Genomic DNA, 17,821 nt, shown 5'->3' with positions numbered 1-17,821 from the left:
CTCCCTGGTTTGGAGTACTTGTGAGCGCTAACAGCGAGCGTTACGTCATCGGCGTCGACTACGGCACACTGTCCGGCCGTGCCGTGGTGGTGCGGGTGAGCGACGGCGAGGAGGTGGGCGGCGCCGTCCACGAGTACGCCCATCGGGTGATCGAGGAGGCGCTGCCGGGCTCGGGGGTCCGCCTCGGGCCCGACTGGGCGCTGCAGTCGCCGGCGGACTGGATCGACGTGCTTCGGCACGCGGTGCCGAAGGCCCTGGCCGCCGCGCAGGTCCCGGCCGAGCAGGTGGTCGGCATCGGCACCGACTTCACCGCCTGCACGATCCTGCCCGTCACCGCCGACGGCCACCCGCTGTGCGAGCGCTTCCCCGAGCGGCCGCACGCCTGGCCGAAGCTCTGGAAGCACCACGCGGCCCAGCCCCACGCCGACCGGATCAACGCCCTGGCGGCCGAGCGCGGCGAGCCGTGGCTGCCGCGGTACGGCGGCAAGATCTCCTCGGAGTGGCAGTTCGCCAAGGGCCTGCAACTGCTGGAGGAGGACCCGGAGCTCTACGGCCTGGCCGACCGGTGGATCGAGGCGGCCGACTGGATCATCTGGCAGCTCGCCGGCGTGGAGACCCGCAACGTCTGCACCGCCGGATACAAGGGGATCTTCCAGGACGGCGCCTACCCCTCGGAGGAGTTCCTGGCCGCGCTCAACCCCGGCTTCACGGGCTTCGCCGGGAAGCTGGGCACCGACCTCGCGCCGCTCGGCGGCCTCGCCGGCCGGCTGACCGCGCGGGCGGCCGAGTGGACGGGCCTGCCCGAGGGGATCGCCGTCGCGGTCGGCAACGTCGACGCCCACGTCACCGCGGCCGCGGCCGACGCCGTGCGCCCGGGCCAGATGGTCGCCATCATGGGCACCTCCACGTGCCACGTCATGTGCTCCGACCGGCTCGCCGAGGTGCCCGGCATGTGCGGGGTGGTGCAGGACGGCATCGTCCCCGGGCTGTGGGGCTACGAGGCGGGCCAGTCCGCCGTCGGCGACATCTTCGCCTGGTTCGTGGACAACTGCGTGCCCGCCTCGTACGCCGAGCGGGCCGCGGAGGCGGGACTCGGGCTGCACGAGTATCTGACCTCGCTCGCGGCCGGGCAGAAGGTCGGGCAGCACGGACTGGTCGCGCTCGACTGGCACGGCGGCAACCGTTCGGTCCTGGTCGACCACACCCTGTCCGGGGTCGTCGTCGGGCAGACGCTCGCCACCCGTCCCGAGGACGTTTACCGCGCGCTCATCGAGGCCACCGCGTACGGCGCCCGCACGATCGTGGAGACCTTCGAGGCCGCCGGGGTGCCGGTCGAGGAGTTCGTGGTCGCCGGCGGTCTGCTGAAGAACAAGTTCCTCATGCAGATCTACGCCGACGTGCTGCGCCGCCCGCTGTCGGTGATCGGCTCCGACCAGGGACCGGCGCTGGGCTCGGCGATCCACGCCGCCGTCGCCGCCGGGGCGTACCCCGACATCACCGCCGCCGCGGCGGCGATGGGCAAGCGCGACGCCGCGGTGTACGCGCCCGACAAGGAGCGGGCCGACGCCTACGACCGGCTGTACGCCGAGTACCGGAGGCTGCACGACCACTTCGCGGACGGTGATCTCCTGCACCGGCTCCGCGCGATCAGGAACGAGGCCAGTGCATGATCGAAGAACTGCGCAGGACCGTGTGCCGGCTCCACACCGAGCTGGTGCGGTACGGCCTGGTGGTGTGGACGGCGGGCAACGTCTCGGGCCGGGTGCCCGGAGAGGACCTGTTCGTCATCAAGCCGAGCGGCGTGTCGTACGACGACCTGACGCCCGAGTCGATCGTGGTGTGCGACCTGGACGGCCACCTCGTCGAGGGCGACCTCGCGCCCTCCAGCGACACGGCCGCGCACGCCTACGTCTACCGGCACATGCCGGAGGTGAACGGCGTCGTGCACACCCACTCGACGTACGCCTCGGCGTGGGCGGCCCGCGGGGAGGCGATCCCGTGCGTGCTCACGGCCATGGCCGACGAGTTCGGCGGCGAGATCCCCGTCGGTCCGTTCGCGCTGATCGGCAACGACGACATCGGCAAGGGGATCGTGGAGACCTTGACAGGTCACCGTTCCCGTGCGGTGCTGATGCAGAACCACGGAGTGTTCACCATCGGGGAGTCGCCGAAGGCGGCGGTCAAGGCCGCCGTCATGTGCGAGGACGTCGCCCGCACCGTCCACATCTCCCGTCAGCTCGGTGAGCCGCTGCCGATCGCCTCCGGCGACGTCGACAGCTTGTACGACCGCTATCAGAACGTCTACGGACAGAGGAGTCACCTGTGAGGTTTTGGTTCCTGACCGGCAGCCAGGGCCTGTACGGCGAGGACACGCTGCGGCAGGTGGCCGAGCAGTCCCAGCGCATCGCCGAGGTCCTCGGCGAGGGGCTGCCGTTCGAGCTCGAGTGGCGGCCCGTGCTCACCGACGCGGCGGCGATCCGCCGGGTGTGCCTGGAGGCGAACGCCGACGACGAGTGCATCGGCCTGATCGCGTGGATGCACACGTTCTCCCCGGCCAAGATGTGGATCGCCGGCCTGGACGCGCTGCGCAAGCCGCTGCTGCACCTGCACACGCAGGCCAACGTCGAGCTGCCGTGGAGTTCCATCGACATGGACTTCATGAACCTCAACCAGGCCGCCCACGGCGACCGCGAGTTCGGTTACATCCAGTCCCGTCTGGGCGTGCCGCGCAAGACCGTCGCCGGGCACGTCAGCGACCCCGCGGTGGTGGCGCGGATCGGCACCTGGGCGCGGGCGGCGGCCGGCCGCGCCGAGGTCGGGTCGCTGCGCCTGGCCCGTTTCGGCGACAACATGCGCGACGTGGCGGTGACCGAGGGCGACAAGGTCGAGGCGCAGCTGCGGTTCGGGGTGTCGGTGAACACCTACGGGGTCAACGAGCTGGTCGAGGCCGTGGACGCCGCCGCGGACGCCGACGTCTCCGCGCTGGTCAAGGAGTACGACGACCTCTACCGGATGGCGCCGGAGCTGCGCGTCGGCGGCGACCGGCACGAGTCGCTGCGTTACGCGGCGCGCATCGAGCTGGGCCTGCGCCAGTTCCTGGAGGGCGGCGGCTTCAAGGCGTTCACCACCAACTTCGAGGACCTCGGCGGGCTGCGTCAGCTTCCCGGCCTGGCCGTGCAGCGGCTGATGGCCGACGGCTACGGCTTCGGCGGCGAGGGCGACTGGAAGACCTCGGTGCTGCTGCGCACGCTGAAGGTGATGTCGGCGGGCCTGCCCGGCGGCACCTCCTTCATGGAGGACTACACCTATCACCTCACTCCCGGCGAGGAGGTCATCCTCGGCGCGCACATGCTGGAGGTCTGCCCGACGATCGCGTCGGACACCCCCTCCTGCCAGATCCACCCGCTCAGCATCGGCGGGCGCGAGGACCCGGTCCGGCTCGTGTTCGACGCGGCGCCCGGCCCCGCCGTGGTGGTCGGCCTGTCCGACATGGGCGAGCGGTTCCGGCTGGTGGCCAACGAGATCGACGTGGTCGCCCCGCCCGAGCCGCTGCCGGCCCTGCCGGTCGCGCGGGCCGTCTGGCGGCCCCGGCCCGACCTGCGCACCTCCGCCGAGTCCTGGATCACGGCGGGTGCCCCGCACCACACCGTGCTGTCCTCGGCCCTCGGGGCCGAGGAGCTGACCGACTTCGCCGACATGCTGGGCGTCGAACTGCTCGTCATCGACGAGGCGACGACCCCCCGGCAGTTCGCGAAGGAACTGCGGTGGAACCAGGCCTACTACCGGCTCGCGCAGGGATTCTGATCGTCCGACGGGCCCCTCCCCCGGCTTCCCGGGGGAGGGGCCCGTCCGCCGGTTACCCGCCTCCGCGCCGACTCCTATACACTGGCTGCGTCGCACGGGGCTATAGCGCAGCTGGTAGCGCACCTCCATGGCATGGAGGGGGTCTGGGGTTCGAGTCCCCATAGCTCCACAGACAGCTTCACAAGTGGCTTCACAAGCAGGATCGTCGAAGGGCGGTCGGACGGCGCGGCGCGCGGTCCGGCCGCCCTTCGTCGTCGTTCCCGGGCTCGGCGGGCGCGGCCGACGGCGTAAGGGTTGACAATGATCATTGACTCGTTTTCCTGCTGAAAAGCCTAAATAGCTTCGGTATGTCTTGACTTGATCGGGCGAAGCCCCCTATCTAGAAGAAAGCAAATACAGCTGATCACCAATGGCGGCCATGATGACAATCGAGTCAGGACCGGACAATCCGCGTCGGGAGTACCGGGCCATGCAGGCCGAGGCGTTCAATCGCATCGGAGCCCGGTACGACGAGGCGTTCCCACACAAGGAGGGACAGGTCGCCGCCGGTGAATGGTTGATCAAGCAGCTCCAGCCGGGAGCGCGGGTCCTCGACGTGGGCTGCGGCACCGGCGCTCCCACCGCGCAGCAGTTCGCCGAGGCGGGCTGCGAGGTCACCGGCATCGACATCTCCCCGGTCATGCTCGACCTGGCCAGGAAGAACGTGCCGGTCGGCACGTTCTTCGAGACCGACGTGGTCGACCTCGACGCCTCGCTCGGCACGTTCGACGCCGCGACGGCCTTCTTCAGCCTCCTCATGCTGCCCCGGCCCCAGATCGAGCAGGCGCTCGGCCGGATCCACGCCGTGCTCGCGCCCGGCGGCCTCTTCTCGCTGAGCATGGTGGAGATCGACCTCGACGACGTGCCCTTCCAGTTCCTCGGCGCTCCCGTGCGGGTGACGGGGTATCTGCGCGACGAGTTGCGCGAGGTCGTCGAGGCCGCGGGATTCACCGTGCTGTCGGAGAACCACCTCTCGTACGCGCCGGCGACCACGCAGGCGCCGCCGGAGATCCAGCTCTTCGTCAACTGCCGGCGTGACCATCGCTGAACGGCCGCATCCGTGTGGGGAGGCGGGGAGCCGTCGACCATGCTGCACGATGTCAGCGCGATCGTCCGGGCCGTGGGCGACAGCCCCGGCCCGGAGGAGGCCACCAGGGCCCTGTGTGAGGCGGCGGTGCCGGGGCTGGCCGACGCCGCCGCGGTCTACGTGGACGGCGCCGCCTGGCACCGGGTCGATCCCGGCGGGCGGCTGCCACCGCACTGGGCCGGCGACGAGGCCGGTGAGACCGGTGAGACCGCCCTGCTCGACGGGCGCCTGCTCGCCGTGCCGCTCCGGGCGTACGGAACGGTCGTCGGCTGCGCGCTCCTCGCGCGCGACGCCGAGCGGCCGCCGTTCGGCCCGGCGGACCTGTTCACCGCGGGACAGTTCGCTGTGCCCGCCGCGCTCACGATCTTCCACGGCCGGCGGGACCGCCGCCAGGTCGAGATCGTCGAGACGCTGGAGCGTGACATGCGCCCCGGCGCTCCGCCCGACCTGCCCGGGCTGGAGATCTCCTACCGGTACCGGCCGGCGGCCGAGCGGGTGGGCGGCGACTGGTACGACGTGATCCCGCTGCCGGGCAGCAGGGTGGCCCTGGTCGTCGGTGACGTGATGGGTCACGGGCCGGCCGCCGCCGCCGTGATGGGCCGGCTGCGCACGGTCGTGCAGACCCTGGCCGCGCTCGACCTCCCGGCCGAGCAGGTGCTCCACTCGCTCGACGAGGTGGCGCAACGGCTGGCCGAGCAGACCATCACGACCTGCGTCTACTGCGTGTACGACCCGGTGCTGCGCCGGTGCACGATCGCGAGCGCGGGCCACCTGCCGCCGATCCTCGTGGGCGCGGACGGCCGGGCGGAGGTGCTGGCGCCGCCCCAGTGCCCGCCGATCGGGCTGGGCCGCACCCCCTTCGAGACGATGGAGATCGCGGCGGAGGACGGCAGCATGCTCGTCCTCTACACCGACGGGCTCGTGGAGGAACGCGGGGAGGACATCGGCCAGCAGGTGGAGGACCTGCGCCGCCGGCTCTCGGACGGGACCTCGATCGAGGACCTGAGCGACGCCGTGCTGTCGGCCGCCCGGGCCGACGACGTCACGATGCTGGCCATCCGCTTCCGCGGCATCCCGAGCGAGCACGTCGCCCAGTGGATGATGGAGCCGCAGCCGATGACGCCGTCGCGTGTCCGCGGCCTGGTCCGCCGTACGCTCGACGCGTGGGGTCTCGCCTCGATGACCCCGGTGGCCGAGCTGCTCGCGTCGGAGCTCGTCACCAACGCCGTACGGCAGACGTCGCGGCCCATCACGATCAGGCTGCTGCGCACCGATCACCTGCTGTGCGAGGTCAGCGATGACAACCACCGCCTGCCGATGCAGCGCGAGCCCGGACCCCTCGACGAGGACGGCAGAGGGCTGTACGTCGTCTCCCGGCTCGCCGAGCGCTGGGGGGCGAGCCGGGTCGCGGGAGGCAAGACGGTCTGGTTCTCCCTGGCGATCCCCTGACGCGGGTTACGCTCACGCCGCCGAAGTCCTATACACTGGCGGGGCGCCGCCGACGCGGCGTGGCAAGGGGCTATAGCGCAGCTGGTAGCGCACTTCCATGGCATGGAAGGGGTCTGGGGTTCGAGTCCCCATAGCTCCACCGTCGCCGAATCATCTCAGGAGCCGTCCTCCGTCCGGAGGGCGGCTCTCGGCGTTCCGGCCGGTCAGTGGCCCGTGCGTACGAAGGCGACCGCGTCCAGCGGGACGGTGTGCCCCTCGGGGTCGGTGAAGGACACGTCCAGCCGCGCCCCGGTCCGCCGATCGCGGCGTTCGAACGTCGGTCCCGCGAGCCGGGGCACGTGACGGTCCCCCCACTGCTGCAGCGCTCCGAGGATCACGAGTGCGTCGCGGCCCGAATCGGTCAGGTGGTACTCGTACCGGGTGCGGGCTCCGGTGTCGCGGTAGGGCCGCTTCTCGACGACGCCCGCACCGGCGAGCGTCGCCAGCCGGGTGGTCAGCAGATTCGTGGCGATCCCCAGGCGCTGCTGGATGTCGGCGAAGCGGACGACTCCCGTGTGCAGCTCGCGCAGGATCAACGGCGTCCACCGCTCTCCGAGGAGGGTCACCGCCCGCTCGATGGAGCACGTCATCGAGTCGGGGAGTTCGGTGGTCGTCATCGCACGCCTCGCTCACTCGTCGCCGGTGGGATCCAGGCTAGCCCGGGAAAGCTAACTTGCAATTTTAAAGTCAGCTCTCTACCGTGGACGCCAGGACGTCGACGGATGGAGACACGATGAGGATCGAAGGATCGGTCGCGCTGGTCACGGGCGCGAACCGCGGGCTGGGACGGCGCTTCGCGGCCGCGCTGCTGGACCGTGGCGCCGCCAAGGTGTACGCGGCGGCGCGCAGGCCGGAGACGGTCGACCTGCCGGGCGTGGTGCCGCTCGCCCTGGACATCACCGACCCCGCGTCCGTCCGGGCCGCCGCCGAGCGGGCCCGCGACGTGAACCTGCTGATCAACAACGCGGGGATCTCCACGGGCTCGTCCTTCCTCGCCGGTGCGCTCGACGACATCCGCCTGGAGATGGAGACGCACTACTTCGGCACGCTCGCCATGGCTCGTGAGTTCGCCCCGGTCCTGGGCCGCAATGGAGGCGGCGCGATCCTCAACGTGCTGTCGGTGCTGTCGTGGTTCACCGCACCGCAGGTGGCCGGCTACTCCGCGGCCAAGGCCGCCGCGCTGCAGCTCACCAACAGCCTCCGCCTCGAACTGAAGGAGCAGGGCACGCTCGTCACGGCGCTGCACGTCGGATACATGGACACCGACATGGCCGCCCACGTCGACGGCCCGAAGATCGACCCGGCGGAGGTCGCCGCCCAGGCGCTGCAGGGGATCGAGCAGGGGCGCTTCGAGGTGGTCGCCGACGACACGAGCCGCCAGGTGCGGGCCATGCTGTCCGGCGACGTGGCCGGCCTGTATCCGCAGCTGGCTTCCTGAACGGCGGGCACATGATCACACGCCTGCCGGGTAGGGGCGAGTGCCATGAAGAGAATCCTTCAGCTCGTCGTCACCCGCTGGCTGGCCCGTACGCCGATCGGGATGGTCGTGCTCGGCCTCGGCTGGCTCTTCATGCGCAAGCGGCGCTCGGACCAGCGGCAGCAGGAGCAGACCCAGGTGCGCCGCGCGCCGGGACGCCGGTCGGACGACGCGTACGGCCGGCGGAGGCCGGTCGCGGGCGGCCGCCGCTGACCGGCCGCCGGTCGCCCGTCAGGAGAGCGCGGGGGTGCGGAACGTCTGCCGGTAGGCGAGCGGGGACACCCCGACGGCGGCGTTCAGGTGCTGCCGGAGCGAGACCGCGCTGCCGAACCCCGCCTTCCTGGCGATCGCGTCCACCGGCAGGTCGGTGGTCTCCAGCAGGCGCCGGGCGTGCGCGACTCGCTGCCCGGCGAGCCACCTGGCCGGGCTGAGGCCGGTCTCCTCCCGGAACCTCCGGGTGAAGGTCCGCACGCTCATGCGGGCGTGCGCGGCCAGGGCCGTCAGGTTGACCGGTTCCTCCAGGTGTTCCAGCATCCAGGTCCGGGTGGGGGCGGTGGTCGTCCCCGCCGGGTCGGGCAGCGGCCGCTCGATGTACTGGGCCTGGCCGCCCTCGCGGAACGGCGGCGTCACGCACCGGCGGGCGGTGCGGTTGGCCACCTCGGTGCCGTGGTCGCGCCGGACCACGTGCAGGCACAGGTCGATGCCCGCCGCCACCCCGGCCGAGGTCAGCACGTCGCCGTCGTCGATGAAGAGCACGTCCGGGTCGAGCCGTACGCGGGGGAAGAGGGCGCGGAAGGCCGCGGCGTTGCGCCAGTGGGTCGTCGCGGGCCGCCCGTCCAGCAGACCGGCGGCGGCGAGCACGAAGGCGCCGGTGCAGATCGAGATCAGCCGGGCCCGCGGGGCGGCCGCCCGCAGCGCCTCGCGCACCTCCTCGTCGAGCGTGCCGTCCGTCAGCGCGCGCCCGTCGTATATGCCCGGCACCACCACCGTGTGCGCCGTGGCGAGCACGTCCAGGTCGTGGTCGGGCAGGACGCGATAGCCCGCCCGGGTCCGCACCGGGCGGCCTCCCGGGCTGCAGGTGACGACCTCGTACAGTGCCCCGCGGTTGCGGGCGGCCAGGAAAACCTGCCCGGGGATGCCCAGGTCGAGTGACGCGAAGTGGTCCAGGGCCAGCACGGCGACCCGGTGCGGGGCGGGGTGCACGGTGGGAAGCATGGCCGGAAGCATGGCCGGATTCTTTCACAGGTTGACCTCCCGGCCACTGTCTCCCCCGAGGGGCGCGACGGGAGGATGCTCGTCATGAAGTCGCTACACCGTGCCTGGACAGTGGCCGCCGTCGCCTTCGTCGCGATCATCGGGGCGGCCGGCTTCCGGGCGACGCCCGGCGTGCTGATCATGCCGTTGCAGGACGAGTTCGGCTGGACGAGGGGCACCATCTCGCTGGCGGTGTCGGTCAACCTCATGCTCTACGGGCTGTGCGCGCCGTTCGCCGCGGCCCTGATGGACCGCTTCGGCATGCGCCGGGTGGTCACCTGCGCCCTGCTTCTGGTGGCCGTCGGCAGCGGCCTCACCGTGTTCATGACCGCGAGCTGGCAGCTCGTCGCGCTCTGGGGCGTCCTGGTCGGGGCGGGCACCGGCTCGATGGCGCTCGTCTTCGCCGCCACGCTGACCGACCGCTGGTTCGTCCGGCACCGCGGCCTGGTCACGGGCGTGCTCACGGCCGGCGGTGCCACGGGGCAACTGGTCTTCCTCCCGCTGCTCGCCCACCTCGTGGAGGCGCAGGGCTGGCGCCCGGCCTCGCTCACGGTGGCCGGAGCCGCGCTCGCCGTCGTCCCCCTCGTGTGGTTCCTGCTGAGGGACACCCCCGAGGAGATCGGCCTGACCGCGCTGGGGGCCGACGCGCCGGTCGTCCGTACGCCGGGAGGGGGCGCCGCCGCGCGGGCCGTACGGGTGCTGCGGGACGCGGCGCGCACCCGGTACTTCTGGTATCTCGCCGGGGGCTTCGCCATCTGCGGCGCGAGCACCAACGGCCTGGTCGGCACCCACTTCATCCCGGCCGCCCACGACCACGGCATGCCCGAGACCGTCGCGGCCTCGCTGCTGGCCGTCATCGGGGTGTTCGACATCGCCGGCACGATCTTCTCCGGGTGGCTGAGCGACCGCGTGGACGCGCGGCTCCTGCTCGTCGTCTACTACGGCCTGCGCGGGCTGTCGTTGCTGGTCCTGCCGCAGCTGTTCGCCGCCACGACCGAGCCGAGCATGCTGGTGTTCATCGTGTTCTACGGCCTCGACTGGGTGGCCACAGTGCCGCCGACCGTCGCCCTGTGCCGCAAGATCTTCGGCGCGGACGGCGCGGTGGTGTTCGGCTGGGTCTTCGCCTCCCACCAGGTCGGCGCGGCCGTCGTCGCCACCGTGGCCGGCGTCACCCGCGACCACCTGGGCAACTACGACCTGGCGTGGTACGGCGCGGGGGTTCTGTGCCTGTTCGCGGCGCTCATGTCGTCCCGTGTCGTCACGCGTGTCCGAGACCAGCGCGAAGCTGCGATCCTTGTCGGGTGACCGAGCGCGTTCTTCCCCTGGTCGTACGCATCGAGCGGGCGGCGCCGCCGCGCCGCACCGACGCGCTGGAGGCGGCGGCGACCGCCGTGCCGCGACTGCTCGACCACGCCGAGAACGCGGAGAACGCGGAGAACGCGGAGAACGCGGAGAACGCGGACGAGTGGGGCGAGGAGATCGCCGAGTGGCAGGACGGCCGGATCAGGAAGGTGGTCAGGCGGGCCCGCGGGGCCGAGTGGCGGCGGGCGCTCGCCCTGCCCGGGATCACCGTCACGGTGCGCACGGCCGAGGTGCGGGTGCATCCGCCGGTGCCGCTGGACGACTGGCCGCGTGACCTCGCCCGGCTCCAGGTGTCGGGCACCGATCTGGCGGACGACGCCGTTCCGCCGGAGCCTGACCCGGATGACGTGGTGCTCTGGGTCAACCCCCGGCTGACGATGACGGCGGGCAAGGCGATGGCCCAGGCGGGCCACGGCGCGCAGTTCGCGTGGTGGGGCGCGGGCGAGGCGGACAGGGCCGCCTGGCGCGGCCGCGGCTTCGCCGTACGCGTCCGCACGGCGGGCCCGGACCGGTGGGACGCGCTGGCCGGGAGCGGCCTGCCGGTGGTCCGGGACGCCGGGTTCACGGAGATCGAACCCGGCTCGGCGACGGTCGTCGCGGACGCCCCCTGGCTGCGGGCGGGCGTTCCCGAAGTGTGATGGGGAAGGCACCCGAAAAACCGGGATATGCCGTACGCTCCCGATCGTGTCACCTGGGGACTATGGGACGAAGGCCGTGCCCTCCTACATAGCGGCCGAGGCCGAGACCACGCCACTGCCGAAGATCACGGTCCCGCCGCCGGCGCCGGCGACGAACTCCGGAAAGAGCCTCGGGGACCTGCCGATGCGGGTGGTCTACCGGGCGGTCGCCGTGGCCGCGGGGGTCGGCATCCTGGGCGCGAGCGTCGCCTTCGCGGTGCTCGGCCGGGGCACGCCCGCCCCGGCCGCCGTACGCGCCCCGGCCGCCCAGGGAGTCACTCAGCAGGCGGCGGTGGCAAGCGGCGCCGCGATCGGCACGGCGACCAGCGCGGCGACCGGCGCGGCGACCGGCGCGGTGGCCACGCCCGGCCTGAGCCCGCTGCCCAGTGCCAGTTCACTCAGCGTCAGCCCGCAGACCAGTGTGAGCCCGGAGCCCTCGTCCGGCCCGATCGACACCGCGATGGCGGCGGCCCTGCACGATCCCCGGGTGCCCACGCTGCCGGCGAACGAGCGCAAGCTGCGCCGCCTGCACGGTCATCCGGCTCACATCCGCGGCCTGGTCAAGGACCGGCGTTCCGGCGTCGCCCTGCCGCGCTTCACCAAGTCGTGGACGCTCGCCAAGGCGAGCCCGTTCGCCTCCCGGCAGGTGCTGCCGAAGGTCAAGGGCATGTCGTACCGGGGCCTGCTGGTCTCCTGCCCGGTGCCGATCCCGCAGCAGGAGACGCTGCGCGACACCGCCTTCCTGGCCGCGCGGTGGACGCTCAACCACCATCCGTCGGGCGCGACGATCACCTGGACGGCCTCCCAGCCGATGAAGGCGGGCAAGCGGAAGGGCTGGCTGCTGGGCTACACCGTGCACTACACGGTGAAGGGCAAGAAGCGGACCTCCGCGGCGGCGCTGGCCCTCGTGGACGTCCCGGACAGGAAGCCCGCCGTCGTGTTCGTCACGATCCCCGACAGCCAGAAGAAGCGCTGGCGCGACATCAACGCCGTGATGTCCTCCGTGAAGGCGCTCTGACTCAGCGGGAGCGCGGGCGCCGCCACAGGCGGCAGGTCAGGAGCACGGCCACCGCCAGCCCGGCCGTGGTGAGAGCGCCGCCCTCGCCGACCATCCAGGCCGACCTGTCGTGCGTCGAGGTCATCGCCTCGGCCACGAAGTACAGCGACGCGTTCACCGTGGCGTGGCACACCAGGACGGGCCAGATGCTCCGGGTGCGCAGCCGCAGCCACACGAGCGGGAAGGCCAGCGTGACCGTCTGGAGCGTGAACATCAGCATCGCGTACGGCACCGCCACGCCCTCTTCCACCGCCCCCGGCACGAACAGCATCAGCGGGTAGTGGAACGCGGCCCAGGCCAGGCCGAGGATCACCGCCGTCGTGGCCGGGCTCCTGCGCGCGGCGAGCCTCATGACCAGCAGGGAGCTCCAGCCGAGCTGCTCGCCGAGCGCCAGGACGACGAACGGCACCACACCGGGAACGAGGCCGAGCAGCACGCCGAGTGCCGGATGCAGCCCGGTGGACGCGGCGAGGTTGCCCGGGTCGAAGCGGGCGGCGCCGGTCAGCCAGGCCGTGCCGTACGCGAGGCCGACGCCGAGGACGGGAACGGCCCAGGCGGTGGCGAGCGTGCGCCAGGGCACCCGGTGGAAACCCCAGTCCACGGCGCGGACACCCCCGGCGGCCAGGCACGCGACGAGCGCGGCGAGCGCGGGCATGAACGCCTGGCCGTACATGGCGATCTGGGTCCCGACGGGAGCGTCGCCGATCCTGTCGAGGTCGGCGCCCTGCGAGACGGCGAGGGCGACGACGGGCAGCACGAGGGCGGCCAGGGTGACGCCGTAGACCCCGAGCCGCGGCTCGCGGGCGGCGGGAGCGGCGGTCTCGGTGCCGATGCCGGTGCCGATGACGGTTGACGTGTTCGTTCGCATGGGCCGATTCCAGCGTCCCGGCGGTCCCGCCCGCCTGAGGGTGAGGTCCCGTTCCGTCCCGTGCGACGGACCTGAGCGGGGTCCCGGATGGGACGGGACCCGGGTCCCATTCCCCTCCGTGCGCGTAATGTCCAATGATGTCCTGATGCGAAGCGGTGCGTGGCCCCGAGGGCTCTGGGCGATTCCTGTCCTGTGCGGGGCGGCCGTCGTCGCCGGCGTCGCGCTGACCGCGGCCGCGCCCGCGCCGGACACCACCTATCTGGTGCTCGACGCGGTCGCCGGCCTGACCTGCCCGGCGGTGGGCGTGCTGATCCTCTCGCGGTGGCGGCGGCATCCCGTCGGCCGGCTGTTCTGTCTCAGTGGCGCCGGGCTGGCCCTCCAGGCGCTTTCCGGGGGATACGCCGCGTACGCCCAGCCGCACGGGCTGCCCGGCGCCCTGGCAGCCGCGTGGGTGACGAACTGGGTGTTCTTCACCGGCTTCGGGCCGCTCCTGCTGCTGCCCATGCTGCTGCCCGACGGACGGCTGCCGTCGCCGCGCTGGCGACCGGTCCTGGTCGCGGCCGTCGCCGGGATGACGGTGCTCCAGGTCATGCTCATGCTCCGGGACCGCATCTGGGTCTGGGGGCGGGAGGTGCCCAGCTCGTTCGGGTTCGTCCCCACGAAGCCCGTGGCGGAGCTCGCGTTCGGCGTGGTGGCGCTCGGGCTGGCCGCGTCGGGGATGGCGGCGCTGGCCACACGGGTCACCCGATCCGACGACAGGCGACGTCTCCTGCCGGTGTTCGCGGCCGTCGTCGCGGTGGGGCTCGCGGTGGCCGCCGACACGCTGCTGCCGCCCGATCCCCCCGTGGGCGTGTGGCTGCTGGCCGTGGCACTGCCGCTGTTCCCCGCGGCCACGGCGGTCTCGATCTTCCGCTACCGGTTGTTCGACATCGAGGTGCTGATCCGGCGCACCGTCGTGTACGCGCTGGTCACGGTCACGCTGCTGGGGGCCTACCTGGTCACCGTGGCCACAATCGGCACGCTCCTGCGGGCCGGGACCGGGGTGGTCGAGCCGCTGGCCGCCACCGCCGTCGTCGCGGTGGCGTTCGCACCCGCGCGGGACGCCGCGCAGCGGGCCGTCGGCCGTCTGCTGTTCGGCAACCGGGGCGACCCCGCGGCCGCGCTGTCCCTGCTCGGCCAGCGCCTCGAGTCGTCGGCCGACCCGACGCGGCTGCTCGAACGGGCGGCGGAGACCGTGGCCCACACCCTGCGGCTGCCCGCGGTCGCCGTGCTCGCCGCCGACGGCACACCGGTCTGCGCGGAGGGCGGTGTCCCCGGCGACGGCGTACGGCTGCCGCTCGTGGTGGGCGGACGCGTGGAGGGGGAGCTGCGCGCGGCTCCCCGGTCGCCGGGCGAGGCCCTGTCGGCGGCGGACCTGGCGGTGCTCGACGACCTCGCCCGCCAGCTCGCGGTCGCCCTCGCGGCCGTTCGGCTCGCCAGGGAGGTGCAGGCGTCGCGAGAGCGGCTGGTCATCGCCAGGGAGGAGGAACGGCGCAGGCTCCGCCGTGACCTCCACGACGGTCTCGGGCCCGGCCTGGCCGCCATCGGCGTACGGCTCGACGTGATAGAGGCCACCGCCGCGGGTGTGTCACCGGCCGTGCGGTCGTCGCTGGCGGAGGTCGGGCAGCTCGTCCGGGGGCTCGTCGGGGACGTGCGGAGAATCGTCCACGACCTGCGCCCGCCGGCGCTCGACGAGCTCGGGCTGGCCGGAGCCCTGGAGGACCTGGCCCTGGAGACGGAGGAGACCGCGCACGGCGGCCCCACGGTCAGGGTCCGGGTGCCGGAGCCGCTTCCCGAGCTGCGCGCCGCCGTCGAGGTGGCGGCCTACCGCATCGCCCAGGAGGCGCTAGCCAACGCCCTGCGGCACGCGCAGGCCCGGACCATCGAGATCGTCGCACGGATCGAGCGGGGCGGGCTGCTCCTGCGGGTCCGTGACGACGGCCGGGGGCTGCCAGAACCGCTCGTCGAGGGCGTGGGGTCGGGCAGCATGAGAGAGCGCGCCGTGGAACTCGGCGGTGTGCTGCGCAGGACGTCCGCCTCCGGGGCGGGCACGACAGTGGAGGCGGTGCTGCCGCTGTGATGAACTCCGAGGCCGATCCGGAGACCGCCGAGCCGATACGCGTCCTGCTGGTGGACGACCACCCGCTGCTGCGGCACGGCCTGCGGACGCTGCTGGAACAGGTCGGCGGCGCCGAGGTGGTGGGCGAAGCGGGGGACGGCGAGGAGGCCGTCGCCCTCGCCCTGTCGCTGCGCCCCGACGTGGTCGTGATGGACCTGGTGATGCCGGGCACCTCGGGGATCGAGGCCACCCGCCGGCTGATCGACCGCGAGCCCGCCCTCGGCGTGCTCGTGCTGACGATGAGCGAGGACGACGCGTCGGTGTTCGCCGCCCTGCGGGCGGGCGCGCGCGGCTACGTCCTGAAGGGCACGGGCGGGGCGGAGTTCATCGCCGCTGTGCGGTCCGTCGCCCGGGGGGAGGCCGTGTACGGCCCCGCCGTGGCCCGGCGCATCCGCAGGTTCCTGGCGTCCGGCCCGGATGTCACGCCCTTTCCCGAGCTGACCGCCAGGGAACGCGGTGTTCTCGACCTGCTCGCGTCCGGCAAGTCGAACGCGGAGATCGCCCGCGCCCTGTTCCTCAGTCAGAAGACCGTGAAGAACCACCTGACGTCCGTCTTCGCCAAGCTTCAGGTGGCCGACCGGGCGCAGGCCGTGGTGCGCGCCCGCCGCGCGGGCCTCGGCGAGTGAGCGGTGGGGACGGCCGGGCTCAGCATTCGGCGAGGACGATCACGGAGTCACCCGGGGTGAACGTCACCGCCCGGGACCGGTCCGGGTTGAGCACGACGCCGTAGTGGGGCGGCTCCCCGGACTTCGCCGCCATGCGATAACCGATCGCGGTCTCGCCACGGCGCAGGGCCGACTCCACGATCGTGCGGAAGGCGACGGGCCGGCCGGTCGTCACGTAGTCCTCCACGGGCCGGGGATAGACCTCCGAGCCCGCGGCGTCGAAGAGGTAGCCGAAGACCTCGGCGAGGTGCGGGTTCTCGGCGAGCTGAGCGAGCAGCAGGCCGATGACGGTGTCGCTGATCACGATGTCGTCGGCCTCGGTGACCTCGGCGAGCGCCCGGTTGTTCTCGTCGTGCATCTCGCTCACGATCGAGTACTTCTCCCCGAGGGTCGCCTGCATGTCGCGCAGCTGCAGCAGCGTCATCAGCGTCCGGTTGTCGGCGTGGCGGGGCTCGTACCGGTCGTCGGAGAGCACGATGACGTGCTGGTAGACACCGACGCCGAGGGACTCCAGGGCGTACCTGTCGGTGCCGTCGCACTCCTTGACGTTCACCGTGAGGTTGCGCAGGTCCGCCAGGCCGGCGCCGGCGCCCGGATGGTCGCCGGCGACGTCGAGCACCGACCCGCGGGTCACATAGCCGTCCAGGTAGCGGATGATCCGCTCGGCCCGGCCGTTCCAGCCGAGCATCAGGGTCCGCTCGGGGGCCGGCTCCGGGGCCGTCGCGGGGACGATGTGCCGTTCGTCCGCGGGAGCCGTTCCGTTCGCCAGGCGGATGAGCGAGTCGTCCTGGGCGAGCACGACGATCTCGTCGGACGTCCCGATCACCGTGTCCGGCGGCGGGTTGAGCACCACACCGCCGGGCGCGCGCAGGCCGAGGACGGTCGCGGTCGCGTACGCGTCGAGGGCCTGGCCGTACGACCTGCCGGCGAGGGCGGGATCGCGGCGCAGGTAGATCTCACCGCCGTCGAAGTTCAGCAGATCCATGCAGACGACGGACACGCCGGACTGCCGGGACGACTGCACGATCAGCCGCGCGGCGATGTCGTCGCTGTCGACCAGGTGGACGCCGGGCCCTCCGGCCAGCCGGGCGGCGGCCATGTTGCGCGAGGAGGCGATGGCGGCGACCACCGGAGGATGCTCGCCCGCCCGCTTGGCCAGCGCGAGCAGGGTCTTGATGACGTGCGCGTCCGGGTCTTCCGTCTCGGGGGACAGCACCACGATCGTTCGCGCGCTGCTCAGGCTCAGCAGGTCGAGGTCGGCCGGCTCGGTGGGCCGGCCGGTGCGGCACACCAGGCGCGTCCTGCCCGTGTCGCCCACCCGGGCCCGGATCGCGTCCTCCATGGCCGGCTTGTCCCTGTCGGCCAGGATCGCGATGACCGAGCCGTGCTGGCTGGCGTGCGCCTTCGTGAGTTCGGAGACGATCGTGTAGAGCTGCTCGGACCAGCCGAGGATGACGGTGTGGCCGCTCTCGATCACACGGGAGCGGCCCTTGCGCAGCTCCTCGATCTTGCCGCGCAGACCGGCGGAGAGCACGCCCACGAGGATGCTCACGATGAAGATGCCGCCGAGGGACGCGCCCAGCATGATCGCGAGGAAGGGCGCCGTGCCGGCGTCTCCGGCGATCTTGCCCGGGCTGAGGGCGTGCATGAGCGACAGCCACAGCACCCCGGGCCAGCCGTCGTGCCGGAGCGCCTCGTCGGGGACGAGCCACATCGTCAGCGCGCTGACCACCACGATGAGCGCCAGCGACACCAGGGCCAGCCAGCCGATGAGGGCGGTCGTGCCCTTGGACATGGTGTTGTCGAACCAGTAGCGCGCACGCTCTTTGACCGTGGCTTTTGACACCGGCATCCCCCGCATGTGATCGGTAAACGTCAGACATAG

Annotated in this window: 16 protein-coding genes and 2 tRNA genes; 14 read left to right on the top strand and 4 right to left on the bottom strand. The window is 72.5% G+C overall.

What is annotated here, in order from left to right:
• The first annotated feature begins 20 nt into the window (after nucleotides 1-20).
• The 7 genes from araB to HHX40_RS28105 all read left to right on the top strand — a co-directional run bounded on the left by araB (nucleotide 21) and on the right by HHX40_RS28105 (nucleotide 6,518).
• Entirely contained in the window at nucleotides 21-1,670 is a 1,650-nt protein-coding gene (gene araB, locus HHX40_RS28135) for a ribulokinase (protein ID WP_182882971.1), read from the top strand.
• On the top strand, nucleotides 1,667-2,326 hold the full coding sequence (locus tag HHX40_RS28130; protein WP_111697909.1) for an L-ribulose-5-phosphate 4-epimerase: 660 nt from the start codon (nucleotides 1,667-1,669) through the stop codon (nucleotides 2,324-2,326). Before araB ends, HHX40_RS28130 begins: the two co-directional genes overlap by 4 nt.
• Nucleotides 2,323-3,804, top strand: a complete 1,482-nt coding sequence (gene araA, locus HHX40_RS28125) for an L-arabinose isomerase (RefSeq protein WP_182876589.1) — start codon at nucleotides 2,323-2,325, stop codon at nucleotides 3,802-3,804. The genes HHX40_RS28130 and araA overlap by 4 nt, the downstream gene beginning before the upstream one ends.
• 96 nt (nucleotides 3,805-3,900) lie before the next feature.
• Nucleotides 3,901-3,973: transfer RNA gene (locus HHX40_RS28120), tRNA-Ala, on the top strand.
• A gap of 249 nt (nucleotides 3,974-4,222) precedes the next feature.
• The gene (locus HHX40_RS28115; protein ID WP_220499656.1) at nucleotides 4,223-4,891 is read left to right on the top strand and encodes a class I SAM-dependent DNA methyltransferase; all 669 of its coding nucleotides are present in this window, start codon (nucleotides 4,223-4,225) and stop codon (nucleotides 4,889-4,891) included.
• Nucleotides 4,892-4,930: 39 nt separating this feature from the next.
• Nucleotides 4,931-6,379, top strand: coding sequence for an ATP-binding SpoIIE family protein phosphatase (locus HHX40_RS28110; RefSeq protein WP_182882969.1), 1,449 nt, complete (start codon nucleotides 4,931-4,933; stop codon nucleotides 6,377-6,379).
• Between the two features lie 66 nt (nucleotides 6,380-6,445).
• A tRNA-Ala gene (locus HHX40_RS28105) sits at nucleotides 6,446-6,518 on the top strand.
• A 64-nt stretch (nucleotides 6,519-6,582) separates the two neighbouring features.
• Here the strand turns inward: HHX40_RS28105 and HHX40_RS28100 are convergent.
• Complete coding sequence (locus HHX40_RS28100; protein ID WP_182882968.1) at nucleotides 6,583-7,035, bottom strand: winged helix-turn-helix transcriptional regulator; 453 nt, start codon at nucleotides 7,033-7,035, stop codon at nucleotides 6,583-6,585.
• Nucleotides 7,036-7,151: 116 nt separating this feature from the next.
• On the opposite strand from HHX40_RS28100, the gene HHX40_RS28095 reads away from it, so the two are divergent.
• The gene (locus HHX40_RS28095) at nucleotides 7,152-7,856 is read left to right on the top strand and encodes an SDR family oxidoreductase (protein WP_182882967.1); all 705 of its coding nucleotides are present in this window, start codon (nucleotides 7,152-7,154) and stop codon (nucleotides 7,854-7,856) included.
• A gap of 45 nt (nucleotides 7,857-7,901) precedes the next feature.
• Nucleotides 7,902-8,108 carry a DUF6203 family protein gene (locus tag HHX40_RS37940; protein ID WP_182882966.1) on the top strand — a complete coding sequence of 69 codons (207 nt, stop codon included), beginning with the start codon at nucleotides 7,902-7,904 and terminating at the stop codon, nucleotides 8,106-8,108.
• 18 nt (nucleotides 8,109-8,126) lie between these two features.
• On the opposite strand, the gene HHX40_RS28085 is transcribed toward HHX40_RS37940, so the two are convergent.
• The gene (locus HHX40_RS28085) at nucleotides 8,127-9,110 is read right to left on the bottom strand and encodes a GlxA family transcriptional regulator (protein ID WP_182882965.1); all 984 of its coding nucleotides are present in this window, start codon (nucleotides 9,108-9,110) and stop codon (nucleotides 8,127-8,129) included.
• An 84-nt stretch (nucleotides 9,111-9,194) separates the two neighbouring features.
• Between HHX40_RS28085 and HHX40_RS28080 the strand changes: the two genes are divergently transcribed.
• From HHX40_RS28080 to HHX40_RS28070, 3 genes are read left to right on the top strand one after another with little or no spacing between them, the layout of a single operon-like run.
• Nucleotides 9,195-10,454 carry an MFS transporter gene (locus HHX40_RS28080; protein WP_220499655.1) on the top strand — a complete coding sequence of 420 codons (1,260 nt, stop codon included), beginning with the start codon at nucleotides 9,195-9,197 and terminating at the stop codon, nucleotides 10,452-10,454.
• Nucleotides 10,451-11,149 carry a peptidyl-tRNA hydrolase gene (locus tag HHX40_RS28075; protein WP_310738324.1) on the top strand — a complete coding sequence of 233 codons (699 nt, stop codon included), beginning with the start codon at nucleotides 10,451-10,453 and terminating at the stop codon, nucleotides 11,147-11,149. Before HHX40_RS28080 ends, HHX40_RS28075 begins: the two co-directional genes overlap by 4 nt.
• A 46-nt stretch (nucleotides 11,150-11,195) precedes the next feature.
• Nucleotides 11,196-12,206 (top strand): hypothetical protein, encoded by a 1,011-nt coding sequence (locus HHX40_RS28070; RefSeq protein ID WP_182882962.1) that lies wholly within the window; start codon nucleotides 11,196-11,198, stop codon nucleotides 12,204-12,206.
• Between the two features lies 1 nt (nucleotide 12,207).
• On the opposite strand, the gene HHX40_RS28065 is transcribed toward HHX40_RS28070, so the two are convergent.
• Entirely contained in the window at nucleotides 12,208-13,113 is a 906-nt protein-coding gene (locus HHX40_RS28065) for a CPBP family intramembrane glutamic endopeptidase (RefSeq protein ID WP_182882961.1), read from the bottom strand.
• A 145-nt stretch (nucleotides 13,114-13,258) separates the two neighbouring features.
• Here HHX40_RS28065 and HHX40_RS28060 point away from each other — a divergent pair, with 145 nt between their 5' ends.
• Nucleotides 13,259-15,232, top strand: a complete 1,974-nt coding sequence (locus tag HHX40_RS28060; protein ID WP_182882960.1) for a sensor histidine kinase — start codon at nucleotides 13,259-13,261, stop codon at nucleotides 15,230-15,232.
• Nucleotides 15,232-15,897, top strand: a complete 666-nt coding sequence (locus HHX40_RS28055; protein ID WP_182876607.1) for a response regulator transcription factor — start codon at nucleotides 15,232-15,234, stop codon at nucleotides 15,895-15,897. The genes HHX40_RS28060 and HHX40_RS28055 overlap by 1 nt, the downstream gene beginning before the upstream one ends.
• Nucleotides 15,898-15,916: 19 nt before the next feature.
• Here HHX40_RS28055 and HHX40_RS28050 read toward each other — a convergent pair whose 3' ends face one another.
• Nucleotides 15,917-17,788, bottom strand: a complete 1,872-nt coding sequence (locus HHX40_RS28050) for a CASTOR/POLLUX-related putative ion channel (RefSeq protein WP_259403983.1) — start codon at nucleotides 17,786-17,788, stop codon at nucleotides 15,917-15,919.
• Nucleotides 17,789-17,821: the final 33 nt, after the last annotated feature.

Source organism: Microbispora sp. H10949 (assembly GCF_014161435.1).
Lineage (GTDB): Bacteria > Actinomycetota > Actinomycetes > Streptosporangiales > Streptosporangiaceae > Microbispora > Microbispora triticiradicis.
The sequence above is the reverse complement of the archived record's forward strand: the minus strand, read 5'-3'. Positions and strand labels throughout refer to the sequence as shown.

What these genes read in the sequence shown, in the direction of transcription:
- HHX40_RS37940 (WP_182882966.1), top strand. Translation starts at nt 7,902, where the DNA reads ATGAAGAGAATCCTTCAGCTCGTCGTCACCCGCTGGCTGGCCCGTACG.
- HHX40_RS28060 (WP_182882960.1), top strand. Translation starts at nt 13,259, where the DNA reads ATGCGAAGCGGTGCGTGGCCCCGAGGGCTCTGGGCGATTCCTGTCCTG.
- HHX40_RS28115 (WP_220499656.1), top strand. Translation starts at nt 4,223, where the DNA reads ATGATGACAATCGAGTCAGGACCGGACAATCCGCGTCGGGAGTACCGG.
- HHX40_RS28095 (WP_182882967.1), top strand. Translation starts at nt 7,152, where the DNA reads ATGAGGATCGAAGGATCGGTCGCGCTGGTCACGGGCGCGAACCGCGGG.
- HHX40_RS28065 (WP_182882961.1), bottom strand. Translation starts at nt 13,113, where the DNA reads ATGCGAACGAACACGTCAACCGTCATCGGCACCGGCATCGGCACCGAG.
- HHX40_RS28080 (WP_220499655.1), top strand. Translation starts at nt 9,195, where the DNA reads ATGAAGTCGCTACACCGTGCCTGGACAGTGGCCGCCGTCGCCTTCGTC.
- HHX40_RS28100 (WP_182882968.1), bottom strand. Translation starts at nt 7,035, where the DNA reads ATGACGACCACCGAACTCCCCGACTCGATGACGTGCTCCATCGAGCGG.
- HHX40_RS28085 (WP_182882965.1), bottom strand. Translation starts at nt 9,110, where the DNA reads ATGCTTCCCACCGTGCACCCCGCCCCGCACCGGGTCGCCGTGCTGGCC.
- HHX40_RS28110 (WP_182882969.1), top strand. Translation starts at nt 4,931, where the DNA reads ATGCTGCACGATGTCAGCGCGATCGTCCGGGCCGTGGGCGACAGCCCC.
- HHX40_RS28130 (WP_111697909.1), top strand. Translation starts at nt 1,667, where the DNA reads ATGATCGAAGAACTGCGCAGGACCGTGTGCCGGCTCCACACCGAGCTG.
- HHX40_RS28050 (WP_259403983.1), bottom strand. Translation starts at nt 17,788, where the DNA reads ATGCCGGTGTCAAAAGCCACGGTCAAAGAGCGTGCGCGCTACTGGTTC.
- HHX40_RS28055 (WP_182876607.1), top strand. Translation starts at nt 15,232, where the DNA reads ATGAACTCCGAGGCCGATCCGGAGACCGCCGAGCCGATACGCGTCCTG.